Origin of the sequence: Lysinibacillus sp. JNUCC-52 (assembly GCF_015999545.1) — a bacterium.
GTDB lineage: Bacteria > Bacillota > Bacilli > Bacillales_A > Planococcaceae > Lysinibacillus.
This window is the reverse complement of record NZ_CP065546.1, coordinates 1,386,977-1,411,626: the sequence shown is the minus strand read 5'-3', so window position 1 is coordinate 1,411,626 and position 24,650 is coordinate 1,386,977. Positions and strand designations below refer to the sequence as shown.

General features: G+C 37.2%; 31 protein-coding genes. 18 read left to right on the top strand and 13 right to left on the bottom strand.

From position 1 onward, the window contains the following. Nucleotides 1-88 precede the first annotated feature (88 nt). The 5 genes from pilM to JNUCC52_RS07370 are packed head-to-tail and all read left to right on the top strand — an operon-like array spanning nt 89 to nt 3,909. On the top strand, nt 89-1,063 hold the full coding sequence (gene pilM, locus JNUCC52_RS07390; RefSeq protein WP_173478217.1) for a type IV pilus biogenesis protein PilM: 975 nt from the start codon (nt 89-91) through the stop codon (nt 1,061-1,063). Then, nucleotides 1,063-1,656 carry a PilN domain-containing protein gene (locus JNUCC52_RS07385; RefSeq protein ID WP_337981818.1) on the top strand — a complete coding sequence of 198 codons (594 nt, stop codon included), beginning with the start codon at nt 1,063-1,065 and terminating at the stop codon, nt 1,654-1,656. The genes pilM and JNUCC52_RS07385 overlap by 1 nt, the downstream gene beginning before the upstream one ends. Then, a complete protein-coding gene (locus JNUCC52_RS07380; RefSeq protein ID WP_337981817.1) occupies nt 1,653-2,363 on the top strand; it encodes a potassium transporter in 711 nt (236 codons plus the stop codon). The genes JNUCC52_RS07385 and JNUCC52_RS07380 overlap by 4 nt, the downstream gene beginning before the upstream one ends. Before the next feature lie 58 nt (nt 2,364-2,421). Then, on the top strand, nt 2,422-3,174 hold the full coding sequence (locus JNUCC52_RS07375; RefSeq protein ID WP_337981816.1) for a prepilin peptidase: 753 nt from the start codon (nt 2,422-2,424) through the stop codon (nt 3,172-3,174). 12 nt (nt 3,175-3,186) lie between these two features. Continuing rightward, nucleotides 3,187-3,909 carry a gamma-glutamyl-gamma-aminobutyrate hydrolase family protein gene (locus JNUCC52_RS07370; protein ID WP_337981815.1) on the top strand — a complete coding sequence of 241 codons (723 nt, stop codon included), beginning with the start codon at nt 3,187-3,189 and terminating at the stop codon, nt 3,907-3,909. 37 nt (nt 3,910-3,946) lie between these two features. On the opposite strand, the gene lexA is transcribed toward JNUCC52_RS07370, so the two are convergent. Further along, nucleotides 3,947-4,564 carry a transcriptional repressor LexA gene (gene lexA / locus JNUCC52_RS07365; protein WP_173478222.1) on the bottom strand — a complete coding sequence of 206 codons (618 nt, stop codon included), beginning with the start codon at nt 4,562-4,564 and terminating at the stop codon, nt 3,947-3,949. Between the two features lie 175 nt (nt 4,565-4,739). On the opposite strand from lexA, the gene yneA reads away from it, so the two are divergent. Both yneA and JNUCC52_RS07355 read left to right on the top strand, forming a co-directional pair. Then, nucleotides 4,740-5,054 carry a cell division suppressor protein YneA gene (yneA, locus tag JNUCC52_RS07360; protein ID WP_173478223.1) on the top strand — a complete coding sequence of 105 codons (315 nt, stop codon included), beginning with the start codon at nt 4,740-4,742 and terminating at the stop codon, nt 5,052-5,054. Further along, nucleotides 5,051-5,716 (top strand): YneB family resolvase-like protein, encoded by a 666-nt coding sequence (locus JNUCC52_RS07355; protein WP_173478224.1) that lies wholly within the window; start codon nt 5,051-5,053, stop codon nt 5,714-5,716. Before yneA ends, JNUCC52_RS07355 begins: the two co-directional genes overlap by 4 nt. 73 nt (nt 5,717-5,789) lie before the next feature. Here the strand turns inward: JNUCC52_RS07355 and JNUCC52_RS07350 are convergent, their stop codons facing one another. Then, nucleotides 5,790-6,305 carry a GNAT family N-acetyltransferase gene (locus JNUCC52_RS07350; protein ID WP_337981814.1) on the bottom strand — a complete coding sequence of 172 codons (516 nt, stop codon included), beginning with the start codon at nt 6,303-6,305 and terminating at the stop codon, nt 5,790-5,792. Nucleotides 6,306-6,490: 185 nt separating this feature from the next. On the opposite strand from JNUCC52_RS07350, the gene JNUCC52_RS07345 reads away from it, so the two are divergent. Both JNUCC52_RS07345 and tkt read left to right on the top strand, forming a co-directional pair. After that, nucleotides 6,491-6,724, top strand: a complete 234-nt coding sequence (locus tag JNUCC52_RS07345) for a DUF896 domain-containing protein (protein ID WP_173478226.1) — start codon at nt 6,491-6,493, stop codon at nt 6,722-6,724. A gap of 218 nt (nt 6,725-6,942) precedes the next feature. Continuing rightward, on the top strand, nt 6,943-8,937 hold the full coding sequence (tkt, locus tag JNUCC52_RS07340; RefSeq protein ID WP_337981813.1) for a transketolase: 1,995 nt from the start codon (nt 6,943-6,945) through the stop codon (nt 8,935-8,937). Between the two features lie 529 nt (nt 8,938-9,466). Here tkt and JNUCC52_RS07335 read toward each other — a convergent pair. Continuing rightward, nucleotides 9,467-9,901, bottom strand: coding sequence for a hypothetical protein (locus tag JNUCC52_RS07335; protein ID WP_337981812.1), 435 nt, complete (start codon nt 9,899-9,901; stop codon nt 9,467-9,469). An 81-nt stretch (nt 9,902-9,982) separates the two neighbouring features. Between JNUCC52_RS07335 and JNUCC52_RS07330 the strand changes: the two genes are divergently transcribed. Further along, on the top strand, nt 9,983-10,495 hold the full coding sequence (locus tag JNUCC52_RS07330; RefSeq protein ID WP_337981811.1) for a hypothetical protein: 513 nt from the start codon (nt 9,983-9,985) through the stop codon (nt 10,493-10,495). 116 nt (nt 10,496-10,611) lie between these two features. On the opposite strand, the gene JNUCC52_RS07325 is transcribed toward JNUCC52_RS07330, so the two are convergent. After that, on the bottom strand, nt 10,612-11,493 hold the full coding sequence (locus tag JNUCC52_RS07325) for a LysR family transcriptional regulator (protein ID WP_337981810.1): 882 nt from the start codon (nt 11,491-11,493) through the stop codon (nt 10,612-10,614). Nucleotides 11,494-11,592: 99 nt separating this feature from the next. On the opposite strand from JNUCC52_RS07325, the gene JNUCC52_RS07320 reads away from it, so the two are divergent. Beyond that, nucleotides 11,593-12,360: a sulfite exporter TauE/SafE family protein gene (locus JNUCC52_RS07320; protein ID WP_337981809.1), complete on the top strand. Its 768-nt coding sequence runs from the start codon at nt 11,593-11,595 to the stop codon at nt 12,358-12,360. Between the two features lie 114 nt (nt 12,361-12,474). On the opposite strand, the gene JNUCC52_RS07315 is transcribed toward JNUCC52_RS07320, so the two are convergent. The 6 genes from JNUCC52_RS07315 to JNUCC52_RS07290 form a co-directional block, all read right to left on the bottom strand. Beyond that, the gene (locus tag JNUCC52_RS07315; RefSeq protein WP_337981808.1) at nt 12,475-13,107 is read right to left on the bottom strand and encodes a response regulator transcription factor; all 633 of its coding nucleotides are present in this window, start codon (nt 13,105-13,107) and stop codon (nt 12,475-12,477) included. After that, nucleotides 13,082-14,119 carry a sensor histidine kinase gene (locus JNUCC52_RS07310; RefSeq protein WP_173478233.1) on the bottom strand — a complete coding sequence of 346 codons (1,038 nt, stop codon included), beginning with the start codon at nt 14,117-14,119 and terminating at the stop codon, nt 13,082-13,084. The genes JNUCC52_RS07315 and JNUCC52_RS07310 overlap by 26 nt, the downstream gene beginning before the upstream one ends. Continuing rightward, nucleotides 14,116-14,805 (bottom strand): cell wall-active antibiotics response protein LiaF, encoded by a 690-nt coding sequence (gene liaF, locus JNUCC52_RS07305; protein WP_337981807.1) that lies wholly within the window; start codon nt 14,803-14,805, stop codon nt 14,116-14,118. The genes JNUCC52_RS07310 and liaF overlap by 4 nt, the downstream gene beginning before the upstream one ends. 41 nt (nt 14,806-14,846) lie before the next feature. Continuing rightward, the gene (locus JNUCC52_RS07300) at nt 14,847-15,422 is read right to left on the bottom strand and encodes an alpha/beta fold hydrolase (protein ID WP_337981806.1); all 576 of its coding nucleotides are present in this window, start codon (nt 15,420-15,422) and stop codon (nt 14,847-14,849) included. A gap of 98 nt (nt 15,423-15,520) precedes the next feature. Continuing rightward, on the bottom strand, nt 15,521-16,159 hold the full coding sequence (locus JNUCC52_RS07295; protein WP_337981805.1) for a PspA/IM30 family protein: 639 nt from the start codon (nt 16,157-16,159) through the stop codon (nt 15,521-15,523). A 16-nt stretch (nt 16,160-16,175) separates the two neighbouring features. Continuing rightward, nucleotides 16,176-16,529, bottom strand: coding sequence for a lmo0954 family membrane protein (locus tag JNUCC52_RS07290; RefSeq protein ID WP_173478237.1), 354 nt, complete (start codon nt 16,527-16,529; stop codon nt 16,176-16,178). Nucleotides 16,530-16,759: 230 nt separating this feature from the next. Between JNUCC52_RS07290 and sirA the strand changes: the two genes are divergently transcribed. The 3 genes from sirA (at nt 16,760) to JNUCC52_RS07275 (ending at nt 17,758) form a co-directional block, all read left to right on the top strand. After that, the gene (gene sirA, locus JNUCC52_RS07285; RefSeq protein ID WP_173478238.1) at nt 16,760-17,185 is read left to right on the top strand and encodes a sporulation inhibitor of replication protein SirA; all 426 of its coding nucleotides are present in this window, start codon (nt 16,760-16,762) and stop codon (nt 17,183-17,185) included. A 100-nt stretch (nt 17,186-17,285) separates the two neighbouring features. Continuing rightward, nucleotides 17,286-17,504 (top strand): YneF family protein, encoded by a 219-nt coding sequence (locus tag JNUCC52_RS07280; protein ID WP_024361518.1) that lies wholly within the window; start codon nt 17,286-17,288, stop codon nt 17,502-17,504. Between the two features lie 104 nt (nt 17,505-17,608). Further along, nucleotides 17,609-17,758: a hypothetical protein gene (locus JNUCC52_RS07275; protein WP_173478239.1), complete on the top strand. Its 150-nt coding sequence runs from the start codon at nt 17,609-17,611 to the stop codon at nt 17,756-17,758. Between the two features lie 398 nt (nt 17,759-18,156). Here JNUCC52_RS07275 and JNUCC52_RS07270 read toward each other — a convergent pair whose 3' ends face one another. From JNUCC52_RS07270 to JNUCC52_RS07260, 3 genes are read right to left on the bottom strand one after another with little or no spacing between them, the layout of a single operon-like run. Beyond that, nucleotides 18,157-19,161 carry a CobW family GTP-binding protein gene (locus JNUCC52_RS07270; RefSeq protein WP_337981804.1) on the bottom strand — a complete coding sequence of 335 codons (1,005 nt, stop codon included), beginning with the start codon at nt 19,159-19,161 and terminating at the stop codon, nt 18,157-18,159. After that, nucleotides 19,158-19,493 (bottom strand): hypothetical protein, encoded by a 336-nt coding sequence (locus tag JNUCC52_RS07265; protein ID WP_337981803.1) that lies wholly within the window; start codon nt 19,491-19,493, stop codon nt 19,158-19,160. Before JNUCC52_RS07265 ends, JNUCC52_RS07270 begins: the two co-directional genes overlap by 4 nt. 11 nt (nt 19,494-19,504) lie before the next feature. After that, nucleotides 19,505-20,383, bottom strand: coding sequence for a polysaccharide deacetylase family protein (locus JNUCC52_RS07260; protein WP_337981802.1), 879 nt, complete (start codon nt 20,381-20,383; stop codon nt 19,505-19,507). Nucleotides 20,384-20,531: 148 nt separating this feature from the next. Here JNUCC52_RS07260 and JNUCC52_RS07255 point away from each other — a divergent pair, with 148 nt between their 5' ends. The 4 genes from JNUCC52_RS07255 to JNUCC52_RS07240 all read left to right on the top strand — a co-directional run bounded on the left by JNUCC52_RS07255 (nt 20,532) and on the right by JNUCC52_RS07240 (nt 24,639). Beyond that, nucleotides 20,532-22,217: a sigma-54 interaction domain-containing protein gene (locus tag JNUCC52_RS07255; protein ID WP_337981801.1), complete on the top strand. Its 1,686-nt coding sequence runs from the start codon at nt 20,532-20,534 to the stop codon at nt 22,215-22,217. A 38-nt stretch (nt 22,218-22,255) separates the two neighbouring features. Then, entirely contained in the window at nt 22,256-22,717 is a 462-nt protein-coding gene (locus JNUCC52_RS07250) for a PH domain-containing protein (protein ID WP_173478244.1), read from the top strand. Nucleotides 22,718-22,831: 114 nt separating this feature from the next. Continuing rightward, the gene (locus tag JNUCC52_RS07245) at nt 22,832-23,335 is read left to right on the top strand and encodes a cysteine hydrolase family protein (RefSeq protein ID WP_173478245.1); all 504 of its coding nucleotides are present in this window, start codon (nt 22,832-22,834) and stop codon (nt 23,333-23,335) included. 509 nt (nt 23,336-23,844) lie between these two features. Next, a complete protein-coding gene (locus tag JNUCC52_RS07240; RefSeq protein WP_443136911.1) occupies nt 23,845-24,639 on the top strand; it encodes a carbon-nitrogen hydrolase family protein in 795 nt (264 codons plus the stop codon). The last annotated feature ends 11 nt before the right edge of the window (nt 24,640-24,650 follow it).

The following is a 24,650-nucleotide window of genomic DNA, read 5'->3' as shown; positions in this document are numbered from 1 at the left end:
GAAGCGTAGCCCTACCGCGCTTCTGGTTGGGAAATGGATGGTTAATTGTTTAGACACTTCATGCAGTCAAAAGGAGGCATCTTTTCACATGTTTAAAAAGAAAAAAAATTCGCATGTGTCGATTGAGATAAAGGATTATGTTTTGCGTGCGCTTGTGGCAAAAGGTGCTGATCCATCGCAGTGGAAGGGCTATGAGTTGCCATTGGCGCAAGGAATAGTCGAAGGTTCCATCATTAATGATGAAATCGCATTGTTTGAAATGATGAAAACGCATGTTGCTAAATGGGCAGGCAAAAAGCAAAATGCACGTATTTTTGTGCCTGATACTTCCGTGTTGCTAAAAAGTTTTGAGCATCCGCATGATGTGGAGTCAAAAGAGTTAAAAAGCTACGCGGAAATGGAGCTTGGGCAAACGATTCATTTACCATTTCACGAGCCCCTTATAGATGTGTATGATCCAACACCGAATGATGGACAAGCGATGTTATTTGCGGCTCCATCAGAAGAAGTAAATAAAACGATTGGCTTGTTGCTCGATGTTTCGCTAGAACCGCAAGCTGCCGATATTCGAGCATTGTGTAATATTCGTCTATTAGAGCATATGAATTTACTTGAAATGGACAGAACTTATTTAATAGCCGATTGGTCGATAAACGAATTGTCGATTAGCATTTATTCGTACGGGCAACTAGAGTTTTTACGCTATCAATCGTTTGAGACAAACTTAGCAAAATGGCAACCAAAAGAACAGGAAGAGTTTAGCTACTCATTTCATTTAATCGATGATCAAGACAATTATCAATTAACACTAACGGATCAAATTCTTGAAATTGATCGTATTATGAACTTTTTTAAATTCTCGTTACATAAAGGTGAGAAAAGTGTAGATGATATTTTCCTTTTAGGCGATAATCCTTTATTGCCTACGATTACTGAGTTTTTAAGTAATAATTTTACGATGCCAATTACTGTGTTAAATGATGACATGGTGCAAAAATCATTCCCTCAATTTTCAGAGAAGTTTGCGAGTCTCATAGGGCTGGCTTTGAAGGAGGTGCACTGATGGTACCTGAAATAAACCTCTTACCGAATTTAGAAAAACAGAAATCAGCCCCAATACTGTTATATATAGTCATTATTGTACTCGTTAGTATCGTTTTAGCATTCATGATAATTCAATACTTTCAGGCGAGAGGCGAGGTAGCGACATTAAATGCACAGGAAATAGAGTTGACGTCACAGCAAGAGCAGCTACAAATCGAATTAGATGGTTTACGAAATATGAACGCAGGCTCGCTTGAGCAATCGGTGCAATTTGTTCATCATGTCTCTTATCCTGTGACACCTTTAATTGATGAGACGCAAGCGTTGTTGCCAGAACAGACATATTTACGCAATTATAAATTTGGTGAAACAACTATAGAAATTACCGCAGATTTTGAAACGATGTCAGCTATTTCAAACTATCTTGATAAACTAAACGTAAGCCCTTATTTCACGGATATTCAAGTTGGAACAATTGAAAATTTTGAGTTATCGATTGGAGAGCAAAACGAAAGTAATTCGAAAGATAAATATCAGGAAATACCGCGTTATTCGGTAACCATCACGTTGGCAATTGATTTTATTTATTTGGCTGGAGGTAGAGAATCATGACAAGCAGCAAAAACTCAGCGATTCTTCTGCTTACCGCATTAGTCGCAGCACTGTTATTTGCACTCTATTACTATCTATTAACACCTAAATTGGAAGAGGTAGAGGCGAAGGATCGAGACGTTCGTGCACTGCAACAAGAAATTGCAACAATCCAGGAGCAAATTACGGCATTAGATACGGTACAGCAATCACAGGGTGCTAGTGTGCTATCTTTGCGTAAAAAGGTACCTCAAACCCGTGCCATTGAAGGAGTCATCCGAAATATCGAAGAAATAGAGGCAGTAACAGGAACACGGGTTGAAGCTGTAGAATTTAATAATTATGATTCCCTCGTGATGGACTCTTCGATTATTGACCCAAACTCGCCAGCAAATGAGGAGCAAGCGGTCACAGCACAACAACCTACTGAAAATAGCGAGCAAGCAGATAGTGAAGAAGGGGATAATGCATTACCAACCTCTACTATTGCTAAAGAATCATTACCAGCAGAGTTGAAGCTAGTGACATTTAGTATTGATGTCATCGCTATTGATACGAAGACAATGCTTGAATTTTTAAAGGAAATTGAAAAAATTGAACGTGTGATGAAGATCGACACATTGGATATTACCTTAACTGGGGAAGAGGTTGTATTTGAGGAGGATGCAGATTCATCCATTAAAGCTACCGTTCAGGTAACAACCTTCTATTATGAGGGTGAACAATGATGTAATGGCGCGCATACTCCAACGTATGGGCGCTATGTTAGTTTAGGAGGCAATAAAAATGGAAATGGCTTATACAATACTAGTATTCGTATTTGGACTAGTTTTTGGATCATTTTTTAATGTTGTAGGCTTACGTGTGCCGCTAAAGGAGTCAATTGTTAAGCCGCCATCGCATTGTACAAGCTGTCAAAGACAACTAACCGCAATTGATTTAGTGCCCGTTTTGTCTTATGTTTTTTTAGCAGGTAAATGTCGGAGTTGTGGGCAAAAAATTTCCTGGATTTATCCGCTAATGGAGTTGCTCACAGGCGTATTATTTGCCTTTTCATATTGGCAACTGGGCTTTAGTGAGGAGTTTGTCGTAGCGATAGTATTCATTTCATTATTAGTAATCCTTGTTGTTTCGGATATAGCGTATATGCTTATTCCTGATAAAGTGCTTTTGTTTTTTTTACCTTTATTAGCTATTGGGCGAGTGTTATCGCCTGTAACACCTTGGTGGGATAGTATCGTAGGTGCCGTTGTTGGCTTTGGCATATTATATTGTATTGCTGTTGTATCACGCGGTGGTATGGGTGGTGGCGATATTAAATTATTCTTTTTACTTGGACTTGTACTTGGTACAATAAATACATTATTGACATTATTTGTAGCAGCGGTAATTGGTATGGTTGTCGGCATCTTCGTGCTTAAAGTACGACAACAAGGGCGAAAAACGCCGATTCCATTTGGACCATCCATTGCTTTAGCGGCAGTTATCGTGTATTTCTATGGGGATGTCATTATTAATTGGTATGTAGGATTATGGTAAGGGGGTATATGGATGAAACCGATTATTGGTATTACAGCATTTGCAGAGGATGATTTATCGTCAAGATTGAATATAGCCTATAGCAAAAGTGTTTTTGAAGCTGGTGGCATTCCGCTTATTATTCCACTTGGGGTAGAGGAGGATGTAGCACAAATTTTATCGCTAACAGATGGCTTATTATTATCTGGTGGGCATGATGTTCATCCATTTGAATTTGGCGCTGAGCCATTACCGAAGCTCGGACAAATACATCCAGAACGTGACAAGGTCGAGCTTGCTTTAATTCATGCAGCCTTTACGAGGAAAATGCCGATTTTGGGGATTTGCCGTGGCATGCAAATACTTAATGTTGCGCTAGGTGGAACTTTGTACCAAGATATTGATAGCGAATATCATAGTAGTAAGCTGTTAAAACATACGCAACAAGCAGCTCGCGGTGTAGCAACACATTATGTGCAGATAACACCTGATACGTTGTTACAATCAATTATCGAGGAAGAAAAAATTGCTGTGAATTCTTTTCATCATCAAGCTGTAAATGTATTAGCAGAAAAGCTAATCGTTGCAGCAAAATCGAGCGATGGTCTAATCGAAGCGTTCGTTCATGAAGAATACCCGTTTTGTTTAGCAGTACAGTGGCATCCTGAAGAACAAGCAATTGTAGGCGATTTAGCTGCACAGAAGCTTTTTGCCGCCTTCACTAGTGAGAGCTTAAAATATAAAAGAGAAGCGTGAGTGCTTCTCTTTTTTGTTTGCTAAGTATGAGAATGCCTTAATGTACACGGCGATATAAGCCGACAACTTGTCCTAAAATTGAAACTTGGTCTACAATTATTGGTTCCATTGTAGCGTTTTCTGGTTGTAAGCGGAAATGATTTCTTTCCTTAAAGAAGCGTTTAACGGTTGCCTCATCCTCTTCTGTCATTGCGACAACAATATCACCGTTATCAGCTGTTGCTTTTTGCTTAACGATGACTAAATCTCCATCGAAAATGCCCGCCTCGATCATCGATTCACCCATAATTTCTAACATAAATAGCTGATCTTCACTAGTACCGTAAATATCAGGTAAAGGGAAATATTCGTCGATATTTTCGATGGCTGTAATCGGTGATCCAGCTGTCACTTTACCAACAAGCGGTACGTGGATGACGCTTTGCTTTTGAATCGAATCTTCTGGCTCTAAAATTTCAATGGCACGTGGCTTAGTAGGGTCTCGTCGAATAAAGCCCTTTTGTTCTAAACGAGCTAAATGTCCATGAACCGTTGAACTTGATGCAAGTCCAACTGCCTCACCAATTTCACGTACAGATGGCGGATAACCTTTTGCACGTACTTCTTCTTTGATAAACGCTAGTATATCCTCTTGTCTTTTCGAAACTTTTTTCATGATTGCTCACCTCTTTTTTTATATCATTCTTCTTACTATCTTCTTACTAAATAGTATAGCAGAATGCGAACACTTATGCAAACATAGGTTCGAAAAGTGTTTGACAAAAACGTCTGTTCGCTTTATCATAAGAACATACATTCCGAACAAACATTCTAAAAAGGGGTTATGATGAATGAATTGGTTTAAAAAAAATACACATATTTCAATTTTATTAGGCGCATTTTTACTTTTTGCAGGTTATCTTGTGATAACTGATCCTGGAGACATTACTTACACAGAAATTAATATCGAACATGGCGATAGCTTATGGTCGTTAGCAGAGCAATACCGTGGTAAAATGGGTACGGATGACTGGATAAAACTTGTGAAAGCCGAGAACGAATTACATAGCGTGAAAATAGTTGCAGGAAAATCACTCGTTATCCCAGTAGTGGGTGACAATAAGATACCCACCAATTCAATTGAAATTGCGAGAAGTGAAAGATGATGAATAAACAAAAAACGGCAGTTATTTACTGCCGTGTGAGTACCGAAAAAGAGACACAAAGTTCTTCATTGGAGCGACAACAAGAGGAATTACTGCGGTATGCTAAAGAACAAAGCTACGATGTGAAAAATGTTTTTTTGGATAAGCATAGTGGGTATGATGTTGAGCGCGAAGGATTGCTTGAAATGCTCGATTTTATTAAAGAAAAAGAAATAGATGCATTATTTGTGCAGGATGAAACACGTTTAGGGCGTGGTAATGCACGAATGGCTGTACTTCATTTATTGCAAAAAACTGAAACAGATGTTTTTTCCATGCGTGATGCAGGGCCAGTACAATTAAATGAGATGGATACGATGTTGCTCGAAATTTTAGCGATTGTTGAGGAATATCAACGTAAAATCCATAATGCGAAAATTCGTCGTGGCATGCGCCGTGCAGTAGAAAATGGCTATCGTCCTGAAAACAACCTTTCCAATCGCGGCAATCCGAATGGTCAGGAGCGTAAGGAAGTGCCGATAGAAGAAATTGTGAAGCTTCGCAATCGGGGCTTTACTTATGAGGAAATTGCTACGACACTTAGAGGTCTTGGCTTCGATGTAAGTAAAGCAACCGTACATAGGCGATATCAAGAATATCAAGAAAGGTTAGCGGGCAATTAATTTGCACTGCTAGTCTTTTTTTATGGGTAAAAACGCTCCTGAATAAGATAGATAGTATGAATTAATTTTCCATTTAAGCTAGCCATTCATCTTGTAAAATAGCGTAATAGTATTCATCCCACCAATCGTCACCATACGGAATACATTTTTTAAAGTATCCTTCACGGCGCATACCGATTTTCTCCATCACACGGTAGGAGGCAATATTTTCGGGCTGGCATGTTGCAATAATTCTATGAAGCTTCATTTTGGTAAACCCGTAATCCAATAGGGCGTGCGCTGCTTCTGAAGCATAGCCTTGACGATAAAAGGCAGGATTCAACACCCAACCAATTTCATATGTATGTTCGCCAAAGTAGGGATGGAAAACTAGATGACCAATGACTTGTTGCTGATCAAGTAAAACAATAGCAAAATGTTGTGCTTGCTCTCCGCTATTATCAGTTATAAACTTTTGTACCTGCTCTTCAGAGAGAACACCTTCAGGCATGTAGTGCATTACCGTTTTATCGGACATATAGCTATAAACCGCTGGTAAATCATGTGATTCAAATTTGCGGATATGTAATCGCTTAGTTGTAATGTTCACCTTATTTCCCTCCAGTAAATTGTATATTTTTTTCCTTGTATAATTAGTTATACACGACTAACATCTGGAAGTCATGTAAATTATGGCTAAGAAGTGTTTTTAAGGGTTGGTATAACTGCATTTTAAGGGAAACCATGCTATACTTTGCATACTGAAGTAATAAAGGTATTGAAAGGTGTGTAACAATGTTATCAAAAGAAAAAATTAACCGAATTAATGAATTAGCAGCAAAAGCGAAAGCAGGCAATTTAACTGAGGAAGAGGCGAAAGAGCGCACTTCTCTTCGCAAAGAATATTTAGATACATTTAGAGCGTCAATGCGTGATACGATTGAAAATGTTAAAATTGTTGATGAAGAAGGTAATGACGTTACACCTGAAAAGGTAAAACAAGCGAAAAAAAATAAATTCTTAAATTAATATGTCACATTTAATCGAGCGCTAGAAAAGTCAATTTTCTATTGTTATAGCTAGATAATATTCGTTGTTCGTTCTTACATTTTTAATTGCAAGTTACAGAATGATGATAAAGTATGACATAAATCTTAAATAGTATAACAAAAGCATTGTTTTCTAAGACAATGTTGACTAAACTGTAGTAGAACAATATATAGGACGAGAAAGGATGTCACAACATAATGACTCAACATGCGGATCAACTAGCGATTAATGCTATCCGAACATTGTCAATTGATGCAATTGAAAAAGCAAATTCAGGTCACCCAGGCTTACCGATGGGGGCAGCGCCAATGGCTTACACGCTTTGGACAAAACAACTTCGCCACAATCCAGCTAATCCAAAGTGGTATAACCGCGATCGTTTCGTACTTTCAGCAGGTCACGGCTCTATGCTTTTATATAGCCTACTTCACCTTGGAGGTTACGGCCTTCCAATGGAAGAAATTCAAAACTTCCGTCAATGGGATTCATTAACTCCAGGACATCCAGAATACGGTCATACTGTTGGAGTAGAGGCAACTACAGGTCCTCTTGGACAAGGTATTGCTATGTCGGTTGGTATGGCAATGGCAGAGCGTCATTTAGCAGCTACTTATAATAAACAAGGACATGATATTGTCGATCACTATACATTTGCACTTTGTGGCGATGGTGACTTAATGGAAGGTGTTGCAGCTGAAGCCATTTCATTAGCTGGTCACTTAAAACTTGAGAAATTGATCGTCTTATACGATTCAAACGATATTTCATTAGATGGTGATTTAGAAAAATCATTCTCTGAAAACGTACAAAAACGCTTTGAGTCATATGGCTGGAACTATTTAAAGGTTGCTGATGGCACAGAAGTAGATGCTGTGAACAAAGCAATCGAGGAAGCGAAAAAATCTACTGGCAAGCCAACACTGATTGAAGTGAAAACAGTAATCGGTTTCGGTTCACCAAACAAATCAGGTAAATCTGATTCTCACGGTGCGCCACTAGGTACTGATGAAGTTGTATTAACAAAAGCAGCATACGAATGGGCACATGAGCCATTCCAAATCCCTGCTGAAGTATACGATACGTTCAATGCAGCCGCTGAAGTGCAAGGGGCACAATCAGAAGCAGCATGGAATACGAAATTTGAAGCATACAAAGCGGAGTTCCCTGAATTAGCAGCTCAATTCGAAAATGCAATGAATGGTAAGCTACCAGAAGACTTTGCAGCAGAATTACCAGTATATGAAGCAGGTAAATCTGTAGCAACACGTTCATCTTCAGGTGATGCAATTAATGCGATTGCAAAGAAAACACCATCGTTCTTCGGTGGTTCAGCAGACCTTGCAGGCTCAAACAAAACAACGATGAAAGGCGCAGGCGATTTCTCAGCAGACGATTATGCTGGTCGCAATATTTGGTTCGGTGTGCGTGAATTTGCAATGGGCGCAGCAATGAACGGTATGGCACTTCACGGTGGTCTAAACGTCTTTGGCGGAACATTCTTCGTATTCTCAGATTACGTTCGTCCAGCTGTTCGTCTTTCTGCATTAATGGGTCTTCCTGTAACATATGTATTCACACATGACTCAATTGCTGTAGGGGAAGATGGTCCGACGCATGAACCAATCGAACATTTAGCTTCATTACGTGCAATGCCAAATCTTTCTGTAGTACGCCCTGCAGATGCGAATGAATCTGCAGTTGCATGGGAGCTTGCTGTATCTTCTGAAAACACACCAACTGTATTAGTATTATCTCGTCAAAACTTACCAGTGCTTGACGCGTCAATCGAAACAGTTCGTGAAGGTGTTACAAAAGGAGCTTACACTGTATCACCTGCTTCTAAAGAAGTGGCAGATGCCATTTTAATTGCTACAGGTTCAGAGGTTTCACTTGCAATTGAAGCACAAAAAGCATTAAAAGCTGACGGTATGGACGTAGCAGTTGTGTCAATGCCATCAATGGATCGCTTCGAAAAACAAGATGCAGCATATAAAGAATCCGTTCTTCCAAAAGCTGTCACTAAACGTCTTGCAATCGAAATGGGTGCATCATTCGGTTGGCATAAATACACTGGCTTCGAAGGAGACGTTCTTGCTATCGACAAGTTCGGCGCTTCTGCACCAGGCGAATTAGTAATGGAAAAATACGGTTTCACAGTAGAAAATGTTGTAGCGAAAGTAAAAGCGCTATAAGATTAGCTTTCATAAAAAAAACTGCAATGCTCTAAGGGAGCACTGCGGCAAGACTGTAGACAAACTCGGAGATTTTCGAGATTGTCTACAGTCCTTTTTTTATTTAAAATATTGATAAAGTCGACTACCATTGTTGATTTCCGTTGCGGGAGGTGCTAATTTTTGCAGCAATGAATATAAAAAAAGCTTGCTACATGTACATAGCAAGCCGCTTAATTGAAAGAGTGTTCTTGATGACCTATATTCAATTTGTCAAAAAATATATTTAGTGTCTTTGAAAAAGTGAAAAAAGCAACAGTCTGAGGGTAGCAAAAGCTACGGAATTTTATTTAATTATTCTTTTATACTGAAGACCAGTATAAAGGCTTCCATACCAATTGCTCGCATAAGATACAGCATAAGTTGCAGTAAATACTGCATCAAGTCCTGTAGTACCAGTATGACTTACTGTTCCGTGATCATAGAATGAACCATTTACTACATAAGTATATCCTGTGTTATCCAAATCTACTTTAATTGTTCCGTCAAATTATTTACTACCCGCTTTAAACTCTTGCAAAAAAGGTTGTTTTTTAGTTACCCAGCCAAAAGAACCGTGTCGACAAGTTTCAACGATAACAATTAGTTGTGGTCTGTAACTTTTGACAGAAAGTGTTGTTGCTGTTTCCATCCAACCACAAGCTGCTTGAGTTCTGAAACTATAAGGAGGGTGTTGCATTTTTAATTCTTCTATTGACTTCCCAGAAACTTCAGCCGTTCTCTCTAAAGCCTGTTCATATGTAAGTTCTATCATATATTCGTCGTTTTCACGAATAGAGTCTAAATCGGATTCACTTAAAGATGTCCCATCAATAATTTCAATTGAACTCGAACTCTCTTGTGCTTTTGCGATTTTTCCTGAAAACATCAGTTGATAACCAAAAATGGAAACTACTATTAAAAGCGATAACAATATTTTTTTCATATTCTCAATCCTTTCAATATGATAATATTATTTAAAGAAATTTTATCATAAGGCATAAAAAAATGTAAAAGGTGATAGTAAATGATTAAAAATCTTTTTTTTCTCTTACTTTTTTTATTCTTATTAGTTGGGTGTTCAAATAAAGAAGATGTAAATATCGTCAAAAAACCTGAAATAATAAATATTGAAATTGGAATTGTAGGTGAAATTCCTACACTAATTAAAGACAAAAGTATAAAATTTAAAAAAATTACTTTACAGGATTTACATAAAAAAAATGAAGACTCTTTTGATGCTATTATGATTACGAAAGATTATTTACAAGAAGCTTCCGATGAACAATATTCACAATTTTATTTAGATTCCTCTATACCTATTGTATTTGTGCAGTCTGACAAAGCTATTTCAGCTTTTATTATTCCTAACCACACTTACCAAAATACATTTGAAAATCACGCTCAAGATTATTTTATTGGTTATTATAAAGGTACTACTTTTGGCGTTGCTTTGAATGGAAATACAAATGAAGATTTAATAAATGGTTATTGGAGTTTATTTGCTTTATTAGATAGATTAAAACAAACAAATAAGTAAAAAAGATGTAAAAAAACAGTGATAAAAGTGAAAGCACAAGTAAACAAAAAGTACACCACGTATATAGTGGTGTACTTTTTGTTTGACCTTAAAATGTATCGGAATAGCATCTATTGTTATTTCGATATAAAATGTTCTTGTAAATAACTTACAAATTTTGGGTTTGTCAATTCGCTTTTTCTAATACAAATAAATAAACTTTGCTTAATCTCTACATTTTTTATAAAGATAGGGGCCAATTTCTTCGTTTCTATGCTGTTAGTTACGCTAAGAAGTGGGGCGAGGACAATACCATAGCCAGCTTCTACAGCTTTTAAAGATTCAAATAGCCCTTGCATCTGTAAGCCAATCTTAGGCAATGGACAATTTTGAGCATAAAAAACAGCCTCTAATAAATCGCGTGTCGAACTTCCTTCTTCGCGATAAATTAATTCTTCCTTGGATAATGCACTTAACGAGACACTTCGATTAGCTAATGGATGTGATGGATGGGCTATAAATGCAAATTCGATCTCCATTAATTTTTCAAAATAAAGATCTTCGTGTCCTATATTACTTTGTACAACAAATCCGAAGTCTGCTTCGTAATTTCGAATTTTATCTTCCACTGATTTTACATTTCCTAATGATACGTAAAATTCTACACCAGGATACATTAATTTGTAATTTGCGATATATTCAGGTAGGACATAATTAATCGGAATGTAAGAAGTCGCAATATGAATTTTTTCTTCTTTTGCGACAAATGCTTTCAGCTTATCTTCAATTTGGGCTTCTAAGTGGAACAAGCGTTGTCCTTGTTCATAAACAAAGCGCCCTTCTTCTGTTAATTGAATTCCTCGTCCTTTACTTTTCGTTAGCTGCAAACCCAACTCTTTTTCTAAATTACGAATTTGGATTGTCACAGCAGGTTGGCTTAACCGTAATTCATTTGCTGCAGCCGTTATGCTCCCTAAATCTGCAACTTTTGTGAAAATTCTTAGTGCATGTAAATTCATTGTTATCACCATATTATAAATTTTTTTTATGATTAGGAAAAAAATATATATTTGTTTTATGTAAATTATAGCAGTAATTTAGAAAGAGAGGTGAGCGAAATGGTAATTTTCTTAAATGAATGGTTTTCAGTAAATGGATTGATGTTATTTTCTATCGGAATAATTGCTGCGATGATTGGTGTTATGTTTGGGGCAGCGGGCTTTGTCTTACTCCCAGCTATGTTATTAGTTGGTGTACCAATTCATGCTACGGTGGCAGTGAATAAGTTTGCAACAGGTATTTCTTCATTTACAAATGTCCTGACACTATTATTTAAAAAAGACATTTCTCTCAAAGAGATATTGCCATTTATGTTGATGGCATGTTTTGGGGGAGTTACTGGTGCATTTTTAGCAACACGATTGTCCGAACAAATAATGAATATTATGGCTTGTATTATTCTTACTTTTTCCTTTTTTATTGTGCTAAAAAATAATAAAAAGTTAGGGATCGTTACAGAAGGCGATCAGGAAAAAAGACCATCATCCATCACGCCATTTTTTATTAGTATGTATGATGGTGGTTTTGGTCCAGGATCAGCATTAATGAATATTATGTATTTTATTAAGAGGCAACATAGCTATGTAAAGGCAGTTGAATTAACACGTTTCGTGATGTTTTCCAGTTGTATGAGCGCTTTTGTATTTTATTATCTTTTTGGCATTGTCGATTGGGGGATTGCGATTCCAGTTACGGCTGGTTCGATTTTGGGCTCTCATGTAGGAATGAGAATGGTGCAATATATTAAGGTGAAATGGCTTCAAATTACACTGCCTGCTATCTTTCTTTTGTTGATTGCACAAGTTGTACGGGATTTATTGTTCTAAATTATATGTAAAAAAGGATAGCTGAATCAAATGTTCAGTTATCCTTTAATTGCTGATAGAACCAGATGAATCGCCACTATAAGCACTCAAATCGCCACAAAAACAGCACTACAATTACTTTGCCAAACCATTTTGGAAGGCGTAGACGACGGCTTGTGTACGATCTTGAACATCTAATTTGGCTAAAATATTGCTGACATGGGTTTTCACTGTTTTTAATGCGATGTATAAGTCATCGGCGATTTCTTGATTTGCTTTGCCCTTTGCCATTAATAGAAGAACTTCCATTTCTCGGTCTGTTAATTGCTCATAAAGCGGTGTGTTCGAACCGTAGCGCATACGGTGCATCATTTTAGATGTGACTTCTGGCTCTAATACCGTCTGGCCGCCGATAGTTTTACGGATGGCGTCAGCAATTTGCTTAGCGTTGGATGTTTTTAAAATATAGCTAATTGCACCAGCCTCCAAAGCTGGATAAACTTTATCATCATCTAAAAAGCTTGTGACCATCATGATTTTTGCTTCTGGCCATGTTTCTAATATTTTGGCAGTTGCTTCTGCGCCTGTCATGACAGGCATGACATTGTCCATTAAAATAATATCGGGGCGAAGGGCAAGGGCACGTTCTACAGCCTCTATACCATTTTCCGCTTCGCCAACAACCGTAATATCAGGCTGTGCTGACAAGTAGGCAGATACGCCAATTCGGACCATCTCATGGTCATCCACTATTAGTACTTGTATCAACTTCAACAACCTCCTTCTGTAGGGGAACTTTTACCTCTACAATCGTACCTTCTCCAGGTACAGAAACAATTTTATACGTACAGCCAATTTCAACTGCTCGCTCGGCGATATTTTGTAGTCCATAGGAAGTCGATTTGTCTGCTTCCACATCAAAGCCGAGGCCATTATCTTGTATCCGTAAAATCGCCAAATCATCTCGTGCAACAAGCAATAATTCAACCTCTGTTGCCTTTGAATGGCGTAACGTATTTGATAAAGCTTCCTGCGCAATGCGGAATAAGTGATCTTCCTCTGCCTTTGATAAAGATATTTCCTCTAGCTCATATTCAATATGAAAATAGACTTTTTGTTGAAGCTCAATAATTAATTCTTCTAAGCCTTGAGCAAGGGTTTTATTGTGTAAGGCAACAGGGCGTAAATGTAATAATAATGCGCGCATTTCAAGCTGTGCCTGCTGTACAACTTTTTCTACTTGCTTTAAACTTTTAGCATTTTCATTGCTTTCTGTTAAGGCAGAAAGTAACATCGAAGCGGCAAATAATTGCTGTGAAACGGAGTCGTGCAGTTCACGTGCAAGACGTTGTCGTTCAGCAATAATACGCTCTTGGATGACTTTATCGTTCGCTTCAGCGCGTTCATTGGAAAGACGCTGTAAGCTTTTTCGTTGTGTATCAATTAGCTCGCTCGTTTGCACAAGTGCTTTTTTTAGTGGCTTCGGTAGTGCCTGTTTTTTAGGAAGTACAAAATCAGGCTCGATTAATTCCTTCACAAAGCGGGTAGCTTGTGCTTCGCGCGCTCGAGCTGTCATACTAATCCAGCATGAAATGATGAAACTAAGTGCAAATAGACTTATTAAAATAACGCCACCTAACGGGATATTATCATAGTTTTGTTGCCATAAAGGCTGCCACACTTCTTCATTTGGTTCGCCCCAGACAGCGAAGAGAAGGCCGAATGCTGCCCCAATTAATATAAAAAATAAAGTAAAGACTCGCGAAAGAAATGCAATCATTTACGTAGCACCTCCAAATCTCCTAGCCATGTAGCAACATGAATAACGAGGGTACGCTTTGCATCTTCAGGGTTGCCATCTGAGAACACAATACTTTCATTCATGAGCCGCTGTGGACTACCTTGTAGACATGTGAAATCTCCAAATAACGTCGTGTAGTGTAATCGAAACGGAATTTCATAAGGAACATAAATTTGTACTTTGCCAATGCCTTGTCGAATAGTAACTAGACTCTGGCCAGCAGGTAAAATCGTTTGGGTTGTATCAATCGTAATGTCACCAGCAAGACGTTGAATTTGCACATCTTGCCATTTATAGGCATCTACAGGTGCAGGTATTGTACCAAATAGTTCATTTTTGCTGGCTGGTAGCTTTAAGAATTCTAAAGTAACGATTTTCGGTTCATTTTCTCGTTGTAAGTATTGATAGAGCATGTATAAGAGCAAGATAACGATAAATAGTCGCAAACTCCACATCGTAAAGAGGGAGATGGCGATAAAGAAAATCCCAGTCCATTTTAAAAATCGGATGTTTTTCGAAAAGCTTAAATAGAGCAAAATAGCCCCAATGATTAAACAAAAAGCACCACCATTATTGAAAATTGTGAGCTCTACAAAAACGAGTAAAAAGAAGCATAGTACCCAAAATGTCAGTTTATTTGTTGTAAAGTTTTGCAAGAGGGTCACCCTTCTTTCTACTAAATTAAATTCCGAGAAATATTAGAATTCTAGTCATGTGCTTCTACCATCGTTTTAATGGCATTCGCTATTATATCAGCATCGAGGGCATTCGGATAATGAGCAGTACCAAATGATTGACCAATGACAAATATTTTTTCTTGATGATAGGTTTCTCTAATATAATCAACGATAACATTTGCATCATCTGTGAATTGACGAAGGTTCATTGTAGAAATAGATAATTCCTTGTTATAACTTTTACCTGAACCTCTTTGATCATAATACACAGCCACACAGTTATCGGTTATTTCCGAATACAATGTTCGAGCGCTGACGCCATATGGGAAAGGAGAGCCAGGACCACCATGTAAAAATAAACAAAATGGGTTGTTCTTATCTTTCCCTTCAACTAATAGAAACTGTCTGTCTCCATTTACATTTACTTCTTTTAGCTCACTAATCCCGCCATTATCCATTAGTTCACTACTTTTTTGTTTAATGTGTTGTTGTGCGATAAAACGATAACTACATAATAGGAAGGTCATAAATAGAAGTATAAGAAAAGTAAAAATACATATAGTAATCAATAGATTAAACCGTTTCCTTTTTTTATTCTTTTTCATGAATCATTATCCTTTATCTCTTTTTCTTCCCCCTATGCTCAAAGAAATGGGATGCTTCAATAATTGAGGCATCCCTTATTTCTTTTCATTATAACATGTTATTTCTTTTCAATGAGTAGGGGTGAAGTAGCTTCGGCTGAATTTTTTTCTAGTGCGACAAGGCGTGCCTCAAAAGTTGTTACCTCATGATCTTTGTCGATACGGTAAGCAAGCTTATCGATATAAGATTCTAAATCCTCGAAATTAGCTTTATTGTTGTTGGCAAGCATACCGTCCATTTGATGGTGCGCACGCGTAACATTTTCTTTCCCCATTAGCTGTAATTGACGAACTTTCATATCTTTAATTTTATGCTTCATTGTTTCAAATTTACGCTCTAGCTCAAAGTATTCTTGCGTGCTCGCCTCAATGCTCGCCTGCAACGTATGATTGCGAGTTGTATAAGCAGCTACTTCGTCAGATGCGAAATCGATTAAGTCTTGTTCGCCACTACCTAATGCTAATTGAAGTTGCGCTTCACGTTTAGCTAGTAATTCGGCATTTTGTTTAAGCTCAAGTTCCATTTTTTCTTTTAGCTTACCTTGACGTTCTAATAATTTGCCTGTTTGCTCTGTTTGCTTCTCTGCCTCGCGAATATATTGATTTAACATAGCGATAGGATTTTTTTGTTCCTTTTTATCAAATACTTGATGTAAATCAGCCTCAATTGTGTATCTAAAACGTTGGAATAAGTTCATTAGTAATTCGCTCCTTTTATTTTGTTAAATTTGACCATTCTTTTTCAAAGTTAGTAAACGGGTCTTCTTCTTTCGCTTCCACTGTTGGGATTTTAACGTCTTCCCCATTCCATTTTTTATAGATAACATAAATAATGGCGATTGCTGCAAGACCAATCATTGCTGGAATATTAGAAACAGCTGAAAGCACACCAATTAATCCAACAGTAAACCAAATGATTTTTGCAAATGTCGATTTACTGCCAATGTAGAAATGCATGCCTAGTGCAACGAGTACACCTGAAAATAATAAGCCTGTAATTGGGCCGATTAAGGCAAGTGCAACACATGCTGCAATAATACCTCCAGTTAGTAAAAGAAATTTTTTCATATGTTTTAGCTCCTTTCGTTTGTACCTTTATGTTACCTGTTTGAAAGATCATCTAAAACGGACTGGAAATGGATTTTCATCTAGGTCTTGAGGCTGAGCCATTTTTTTATAAGCTGAAACTAGAAGCTTTTCGACAAAAATAGAAGATGGTTACCTCCTTCGTTTGACAAATTAACATGTTTCAATCCGCTATACTTACGTTAAAGAAACTGAGCGAAGGGGGATTTCTGGTGAGAACCTATTCCATATATAAAATAAAAGAAGAGCATTTAACGTTTATTTTCGGCAGAGAGCGTAAGTTATTAGAAATGATGCAGGGCTGTGAAGATGCCAATGAGAAATCCTTAAAAGAACTCGCGTATATATGTGAAACTGTCCGCTTCGATGAAATTGCTGCAATGCTAGAAGCACAGCTAGATTCTAAATATGCTCATTTAGAACGGGCGCGGAATGCTTTATTTTTAGAGCATCCGATAAAAGGGAAGATGGCGATTTATTTAGTAGATCGTAAAATCTGTGTCTATTGTGAAGGCTCGCGAATGCTTGATTTGGATTTATTTCAAATGCTAGCAAAAATGAGTGAGCGTTTTATTGCCTTTAATAAACAAGATAATGAGTGTGGTTGGTTAAAGCCGATGAAGTATACAATGCACTAGGATTTTTCACTATAATATATAGTAACACGCTAGTATTTGGTGTATAATGGAGCGTGGAGAGTTTTTTTCTCGGTATATTGTAGTGGAGGAGGTTGGTTGTATGCCTACATGGGGCTGGATTATTATTGTAATTATCGCATTAGCAGCTGGTGCAGCACTTGGTTTCTACTTTGCACGTCAAGCTATGATGAAATATTTAAAAGAAAACCCACCAATTAACGAACAAATGATTCGAATGATGATGGCACAAATGGGTCGTACGCCGTCTGAAAAGCAAGTACGCCAAATGATGACTCAAATGAACAAATTCCAGAAATAATTGGAATTTTTAAGGAGCAACTGGTTTAGTAAACTGGTTGCTTTTTTCGTTTTCTTGTCTACTAATTATAAATTGGATATAATTGGCATATAGGGTGGGGACATATGGACATAATGATCGGCATCGCACTTATACTTCTTGTGTTTTTTTCATCAAATATCGTAGAGAAAAGATTAAAAAATATTGAAAAACAAAATAGTCGAGTCATCGACATTTTAGAAGAAATAAAAGAGGAACTAAAGCATAAAAAGTGAGATGAAATGGAATGTATGCAACAATCGAAAAAGTACAAGATATTGAGGAATTATCGCAGTTTTTAGCGGGTATGAATAAACAAAAAACGTCCCATATCGGTTATTGTGAATAACAGAACACGCTTTTAACAAAGCAAGTGACATAAAAAGTACTCCGTTTACGCAAGATCATTTTCTGCAATTTGAAAAATTACATAATGAAGCGTTTCCAGGGACATATTACGATGCCACTACAATAATAGAGAGATTAAGCACGAATATAAATTGATGGTACTTAAAAGCGAAACAGATGTTTTGCAGGTTATGTCTACTTTGAAGTTAACAGTGAAATGGCTAATACAGTAAGCGTGCTTAACTAAAAGTAGCAATTTTTAGCTAAGCACGTTTTTTCTTGGATTCTATAGGGAGTGAACATGTAGTAAATCGACTTTTGTACCGAGAAATGTTTGGAAGGATAATAATGATTGTTGCAATACCTCAGTAGAAATATCTTTCATAATGAACACAATATATGAAACTTGCGTATTTTCTGGCCATTCATGTAAATGGATAGGAGGGTGAATAATATGCTGTACGCCATTTAAGACGATTGGCCCTGCTTCACCGACATCGAGTAGTCCTTTAACGCGCAGAATGTTTTCGCCTCTTGCGTAGAGCAATAAGCTCAGCCATACACCAAAACTATTCCAATTTAAAGGTTGTAAAAAAGCAAAAGAAATCGATTGAATATGCGATTGTAAAGTATGTGGTGCTAGCTGATCGTTACGAGGTAACACGTTGCTAGAATATTTTCTTGCTACATGTAAAATCGATGGCTCTACATCGCCCTTTTCCACATTAAGTATTGTACAGCTTGGGTTAATCCTTACGATTTCAGCACGAATAAAATCCAGTTCTTCCTGCGTTACTAAATCGATTTTTGTTAGTGCGACCGTATCAGCTGCTGAGATTTGCTTTACAGTTGTTTCGTGATTGCGTACTTGCATCGCTCCGTTTTTCGCATCGACGGTCGTAATAACTCCATCTACGACAAAGTGATGCTGTAAAATGGGATGTGTCATAATCGTAAATAAAATCGGAGCGGGATCTGCTAAGCCCGTTGTTTCAATAATAATGCGATCAAACTTAATACCCCCTTGTTCATAGAGAAATAAGTAATTTTGCAATTCTTCCGCTAAATCTTCACGCGCTTGACAACAAATACAACCACCTTGAAGTAATGTCGTTTTTTCTTCTGCTTGTCTTAGTAAATAATGATCTAAGCCAACTTTGCCAAACTCATTGACGATAACAGCGATATTTTCCGTTAGTCGATAATGCGTTAATAAGTTTTGCAGTAATGTCGTTTTACCGCTCCCTAAGCTACCAGTAATAATTGTCACGGCTTTTTTTGTTGCTTTCATCTATCATCACTCAATTCGATTTTTTCCATTAAGTTAGTGTTCAGTGGGTCAATGGCATAGCCAATCCGTTTTTCTACTTCCGCCCATAACGAACCTAAATCATGGACGATGGACGTAGTGCCTTTTAAATCGCTAAGAATAAATTTACTGCCATTCCAATCCGTTAGTTTTAACTGATAGAAAACTAAAATTTTATTGATGAAATGAACGCGCTCTATTCTCGCTTGCTGTCGAACACGTTGTAATTCACCTACGATAATTTCTGATGTAACAGCATTGTTGAACTCCGTCCAATGAACATTTGCAATAAAATCACCGCAAAAAATACACATACACTTGCTCCTTATGTGCGCGGATACCGTTTTGCGAAATCGTTTGCAATATCATTAAATGTAACCCACCGAATATGTTCGTGGGAATTAATATAAGTGATAAGGCGATGATGCATTTGGAGTACTTGTGGACGCCCACTAACATCTGGATGGATTGTCATCGTAAAGACAGCATAATCCATATTTTCGTAAACCCAATCGAATTGATCTTTCCACATTTGTTCGATATCGTGCGGATTCACAAAGCCATGACTGTTTGGTGATTTTTTAATAAACATCATCGGCGGTAAATCATCCAAATACCAGTTGGCGGGAATTTCAATTAAATCGGTTTCTTTGCCTCGTTCTAACGGCTTCATCCATTCTTCTGCTTGTTTACTATAGTCAATTTTTGTCCATTTATCACCGACACGTACATAATACGGTGTAAAATCATTGTGCATTAAACTGTGATCGTATTGTATGCCATGCTTAATTAATAATTCATTCGTTACATTGGAAAATTCCCACCAAGGTGCCACATAGCCGGTCGGTTTTTTTCCTGTTAATTCTTCAATAAGTTGAATTGATTTAAGTAATACTTGTTCTTCTTGTTTCGGTGTCATGGCAATAGGATTTTCATGGGAGTAGCCATGTGCGCCAATTTCATGCCCTCGTTCAAAAACATCTTTCATTTCCCGTGGGAACGTTTCAATTGAATGGCCAGGAATAAACCAAGTCGTTTTAATATTATGTTTATCGAATAAATCTAACAGTCTTGGCGTACCAACTTCCCCAGCAAATAAACCACGTGAAATATCATCAGGGGAATCTTCACCACCGTAAGACCCTAACCAACCTGCAACAGCATCCACGTCAATGCCATAGGCAACTAAAATCTCTTTTCGCATCTTACATCCATCCCTTTATAAATTTTTATCATTAGTCTAACGAAAAAAAGAAAGCTTGTAATATAGTTTTTAAAAAATTTAGAAAATATGCACAAATGCATAGGGCTTATGTTATAATGCTGAAAAAATTAAAGAATGGAGAGGTACTATGCTAGGAAATATAAAAATTTCTGCCGAAACGATCGAAAAGCTGCCATTGGCATCCATTATTTATGACGAAAATTTTTCTATTAAAATGCTAAATACCAAAGCACAACAAGCCATTCAATTTAATCGACAAATAATCAACCATAGGAAATTACTTCCGTTATTAAGAAAATCCATGTCGACTGATATTCCGTTAATGAAATATATTATTTGTGCCAGCAAAAGCTATCAATATTTCTTTTCAAGGATTGTAGATAAAGATAAATATTACATACTAGTTTCTATCAATTTAACATGGCCGTACCAACATGAATATGAACGCTACAAAGAAGAGAGTGAAGGATTAAATGCGATATTTAAGTGTACCTATGATGCTCTTTATATATCTGACCATCAAGGAAAAACATTACGGGTAAGTGCAGCTTGTAAACAACTATGGGGGGTAAGTGAAGAACAGCTAATAGGGAAAAATGTTTTAGAGTTGGAAAGGGAGGGGGTGTACCAACCTTCGATTACAAGATTAGTGTTAGAAAACAACAAGAAAATTTCGACGGTCCAACAAACAAAAAATAATAAAAGGCTATTAGTTGTCGGAACGCCTATTAAAAATAAGCAGGGCGAAATTATGCGGGTAATCAATGCTTCTAGAGACATTACAAATATAAAAAATTTACAACAAGAAATCCATCATTTGACAAGTATAATTCATAACTATCAACATGAACTGAGCCAACAGGATAGCCAATCAATAAGCCCGCTTATCTATCAAAGTAAGAAACTCGAAGCGGTAGTAGCGCTTGCCAAACGAGTGGCAGCAGTAGATTCGACCGTCTTAATTTTAGGAGAGACAGGTGTCGGCAAAGAGGTTTTTGCCAATTATATTCATAACATGAGCGAGCGTAAAACGAAGCCTTTTTTGAAAATCAATTGTAGTGCTATTCCAGAAAATTTATTAGAATCCGAGTTGTTTGGCTATGAAAAAGGTGCATTTACTGGCGCAAATAGAGAAGGCAAAATCGGCTTATTTGAACTAGCACATAACGGTACGTTGTTGTTAGATGAAATTGGCGATATGCCACCTGCACTCCAAATAAAATTACTTCGCGTCATTCAAGAAAAAACGCTACAGCGAATTGGTAGCGCCAAAACAATCCCTATTAATGTTCGGTTTATCGCAGCAACCCATCGAAATCTTGCTGAAGAAGTGACAAAAGGAAATTTTAGAGAGGATTTATATTATCGCTTAAATGTTATCCCCATTCATGTACCGCCGTTACGTGACCGCAAAGAAGATATACTGCCTTTAGCAAGTCATTTTTTAACGAATTTAAATAACAAATATTATTCAGCCAAAACATTCAATACAAGCTTTGCACATAAGTTAACAACGTACAACTGGCCTGGAAATATTAGAGAATTACAAAACGTCATTGAACGATGTTATGTCATGAGTGACTCCGATTATCTAACAAGTGAAACACTAGCAATGGCACTAAACGAAAATAAAAAGGAGAAGTCTGTTCTCGTAAAGGACATCATGCCTTTAAAAAAATGTGTAGAATATGCCGAAATGGAATTATTGCAAATGGCTTTTGCAACATGTCAATCAACTGTTGATATGGCAAAATTATTAGAAGTGAATCAATCTACCATTAGTAGGAAAATGGCCAAATTTAATATTCGATAAACATGCTATATAATGGAAGGAGAAAGGGGGAGGGACGAATGGTTTTTCGCACAAAGGTAAACATGGTTTTGTTAATCGGTATCTTTTTAGTCGTTGTCATCATGGGTTCAATTCCATTGCTTTCATTGTATAAACAATTACCATTACCTATTTTACTGTTGATTGTTGTTCTCTTTCTTGTTGCTGGAGGTATTGTTTGGTGGTACGGCACTTCGCTTCAATGTATTTTCTATAAGGAGTATTTATTAATAAAAGGTGGGCCCTTCAAAAGACGCGTACCTTATCACACGATAAGAAAAGTTGCGCCGACAAAAGATAAATTTACGGGCTATCGCATTACACCATCTGATATTGGACTTGAGCTATGTGTGGAATCTACAAGCTTTGGCCGTATTAAGATTTTAACGGAGAATAAAATGGGGTTTATTGAAGAATTAAAAAAACGCTGTCCGCATGCCCAATTTGAAAACGTTAAGGCATGGGCAGGTAATGACGTTTAAAATGTGTAAATACTTACGCCGATTACGACCGAGTAAGAAGGAGTTTGGCGCAATTGAAAATTTATTAGTAATAACGTCCCTAAACAATAAATTAAATATGAAAGAGGCAAAATAATGAAAGCTAATGCAGATGTTTTAATCGTCATCGATTTACAAAATGGTGTATGTTTTAGTGCAGAGCATTTGGTTGAACTACCAAGTTTACTTACGAAAGTAAATAATCGAATTGCGTGCTACCGGGAACTGCAAAAACCGATTATTTTTGTGCAGCATTGTGATGAAGAACTCGTACCTGAAGAGGAACTTTGGGCGATTCATGCAGACTTAGATGTGCAAGAGCAAGACTATTTGGTTAGAAAAGAACATGCCAATTCATTTTACAAAACAAACTTAAAAACGATGTTAGACGAATTAGCTGTACAGCGTATTGAATTTTGCGGCGCCCAAACTGAGTACTGTATGGATGCAACGATTAAATTTGCACATGGCTTAGGATACGAAAACTTTATGGTACGTAAAGCGACTTCTACGCTTAATAACCCATTTATGTCAGCACAAGAGACAATTGATTTTTATGAAAATATATGGAATAACAGATTTTTGAAATTTATAGATTGAATTTTATAGTTAGAGGAAAAGTGTTAGATTGACTGCGATCAATCTAACACTTTTTTGTTGTGCTGATGGTGTGCCTTATGTCGGTCACTTTCCGCTCAGTGCAGGCTATACGTTATTCTATCGGCGATACGATGAGTTTTATCAGCGATTCATGAGCTTCTATCGGCGATATCACAGGTTTTACCAGCGATTTAGATGCATCTATCGGCGATAGGACGAGTTTTATCAGCGATTTAGGAGCTTTTACCCTCGATACCCCGAGTTTTACCCGCGATTCAAGATATTCTACCAGTACAAACACGAATTTGCATTACTACTATGCCAAAATGCATAACTTCGGTACAAAGTTTCCATTTTTCCCTTTAAAAAATTCGCAGTATAAGTGCATCTTTAACAATATGTCAATTGATGAAAAGTTGGCACGATTTTTGCTTCGAAATTTTATATCGGAAAGGAGGATTATTGAATGATATCGGCAATCTAAAAATTACTAAAGGGGAGTGATGACTTTGAAGCATGTAGTAGCAGCTATTCAAATGAATTGTGAACTAGGCAATAAAGAAGGCAATTTACAAAAAGCGCAAACATTAATAGCACAAGCACTTGAACAACAGGCAACACTCATTGTATTACCCGAATTATTTAATACAGGTTATCGGGTGGAAGAACAAGATTGGCAATATGCTGAGACGATTCCAGGGGAAACGACCGAGTTTTTACAGCGTATGGCGACTCAACACGAAGTCACGATTATTGGCTGTATTTTAGAACGGGGTGAAATCGGAGGCACAATATTTGATACCGCTTTTGTTATAGCGAAAAATGGCATATTGGGCAAATATCGAAAAACACATCTTTGGGATCAAGAAAATCTTAGATTTAATAGAGGCGATGCACTAGCTGTTATCCATCAAGAAGATTTGAAGATTGGTTTACAAATTTGCTATGAAATCGGGTTTCCAGAAGGCGCAAGAATATTAACGTTACAAGGCGCCAATGTCCTTATCTACCCTTCGGCATTTGGCGAACAGCGTTACTACATCTGGGATACTGCGAGTAAAGCAAGAGCAATCGAAAACGGCTGTTACGTTATTGCAGCCAATCGTTCAGGAATTGAAAAACAATCAACGCAATTTGGTGGGAAAAGTAGAATTATTGATCCACAAGGCAAAGTTTTAGTCGAAGCTGTACAGGAAGATGAATGCATCGTCGCAACAATTGATTTACAACGAGTCATTCAACAACGAAGAGAAGTACCTTACTTAAGAGATTTAAATAAAGCCATTTTTCATCCAAGCGAATAAAGTTTTAATCA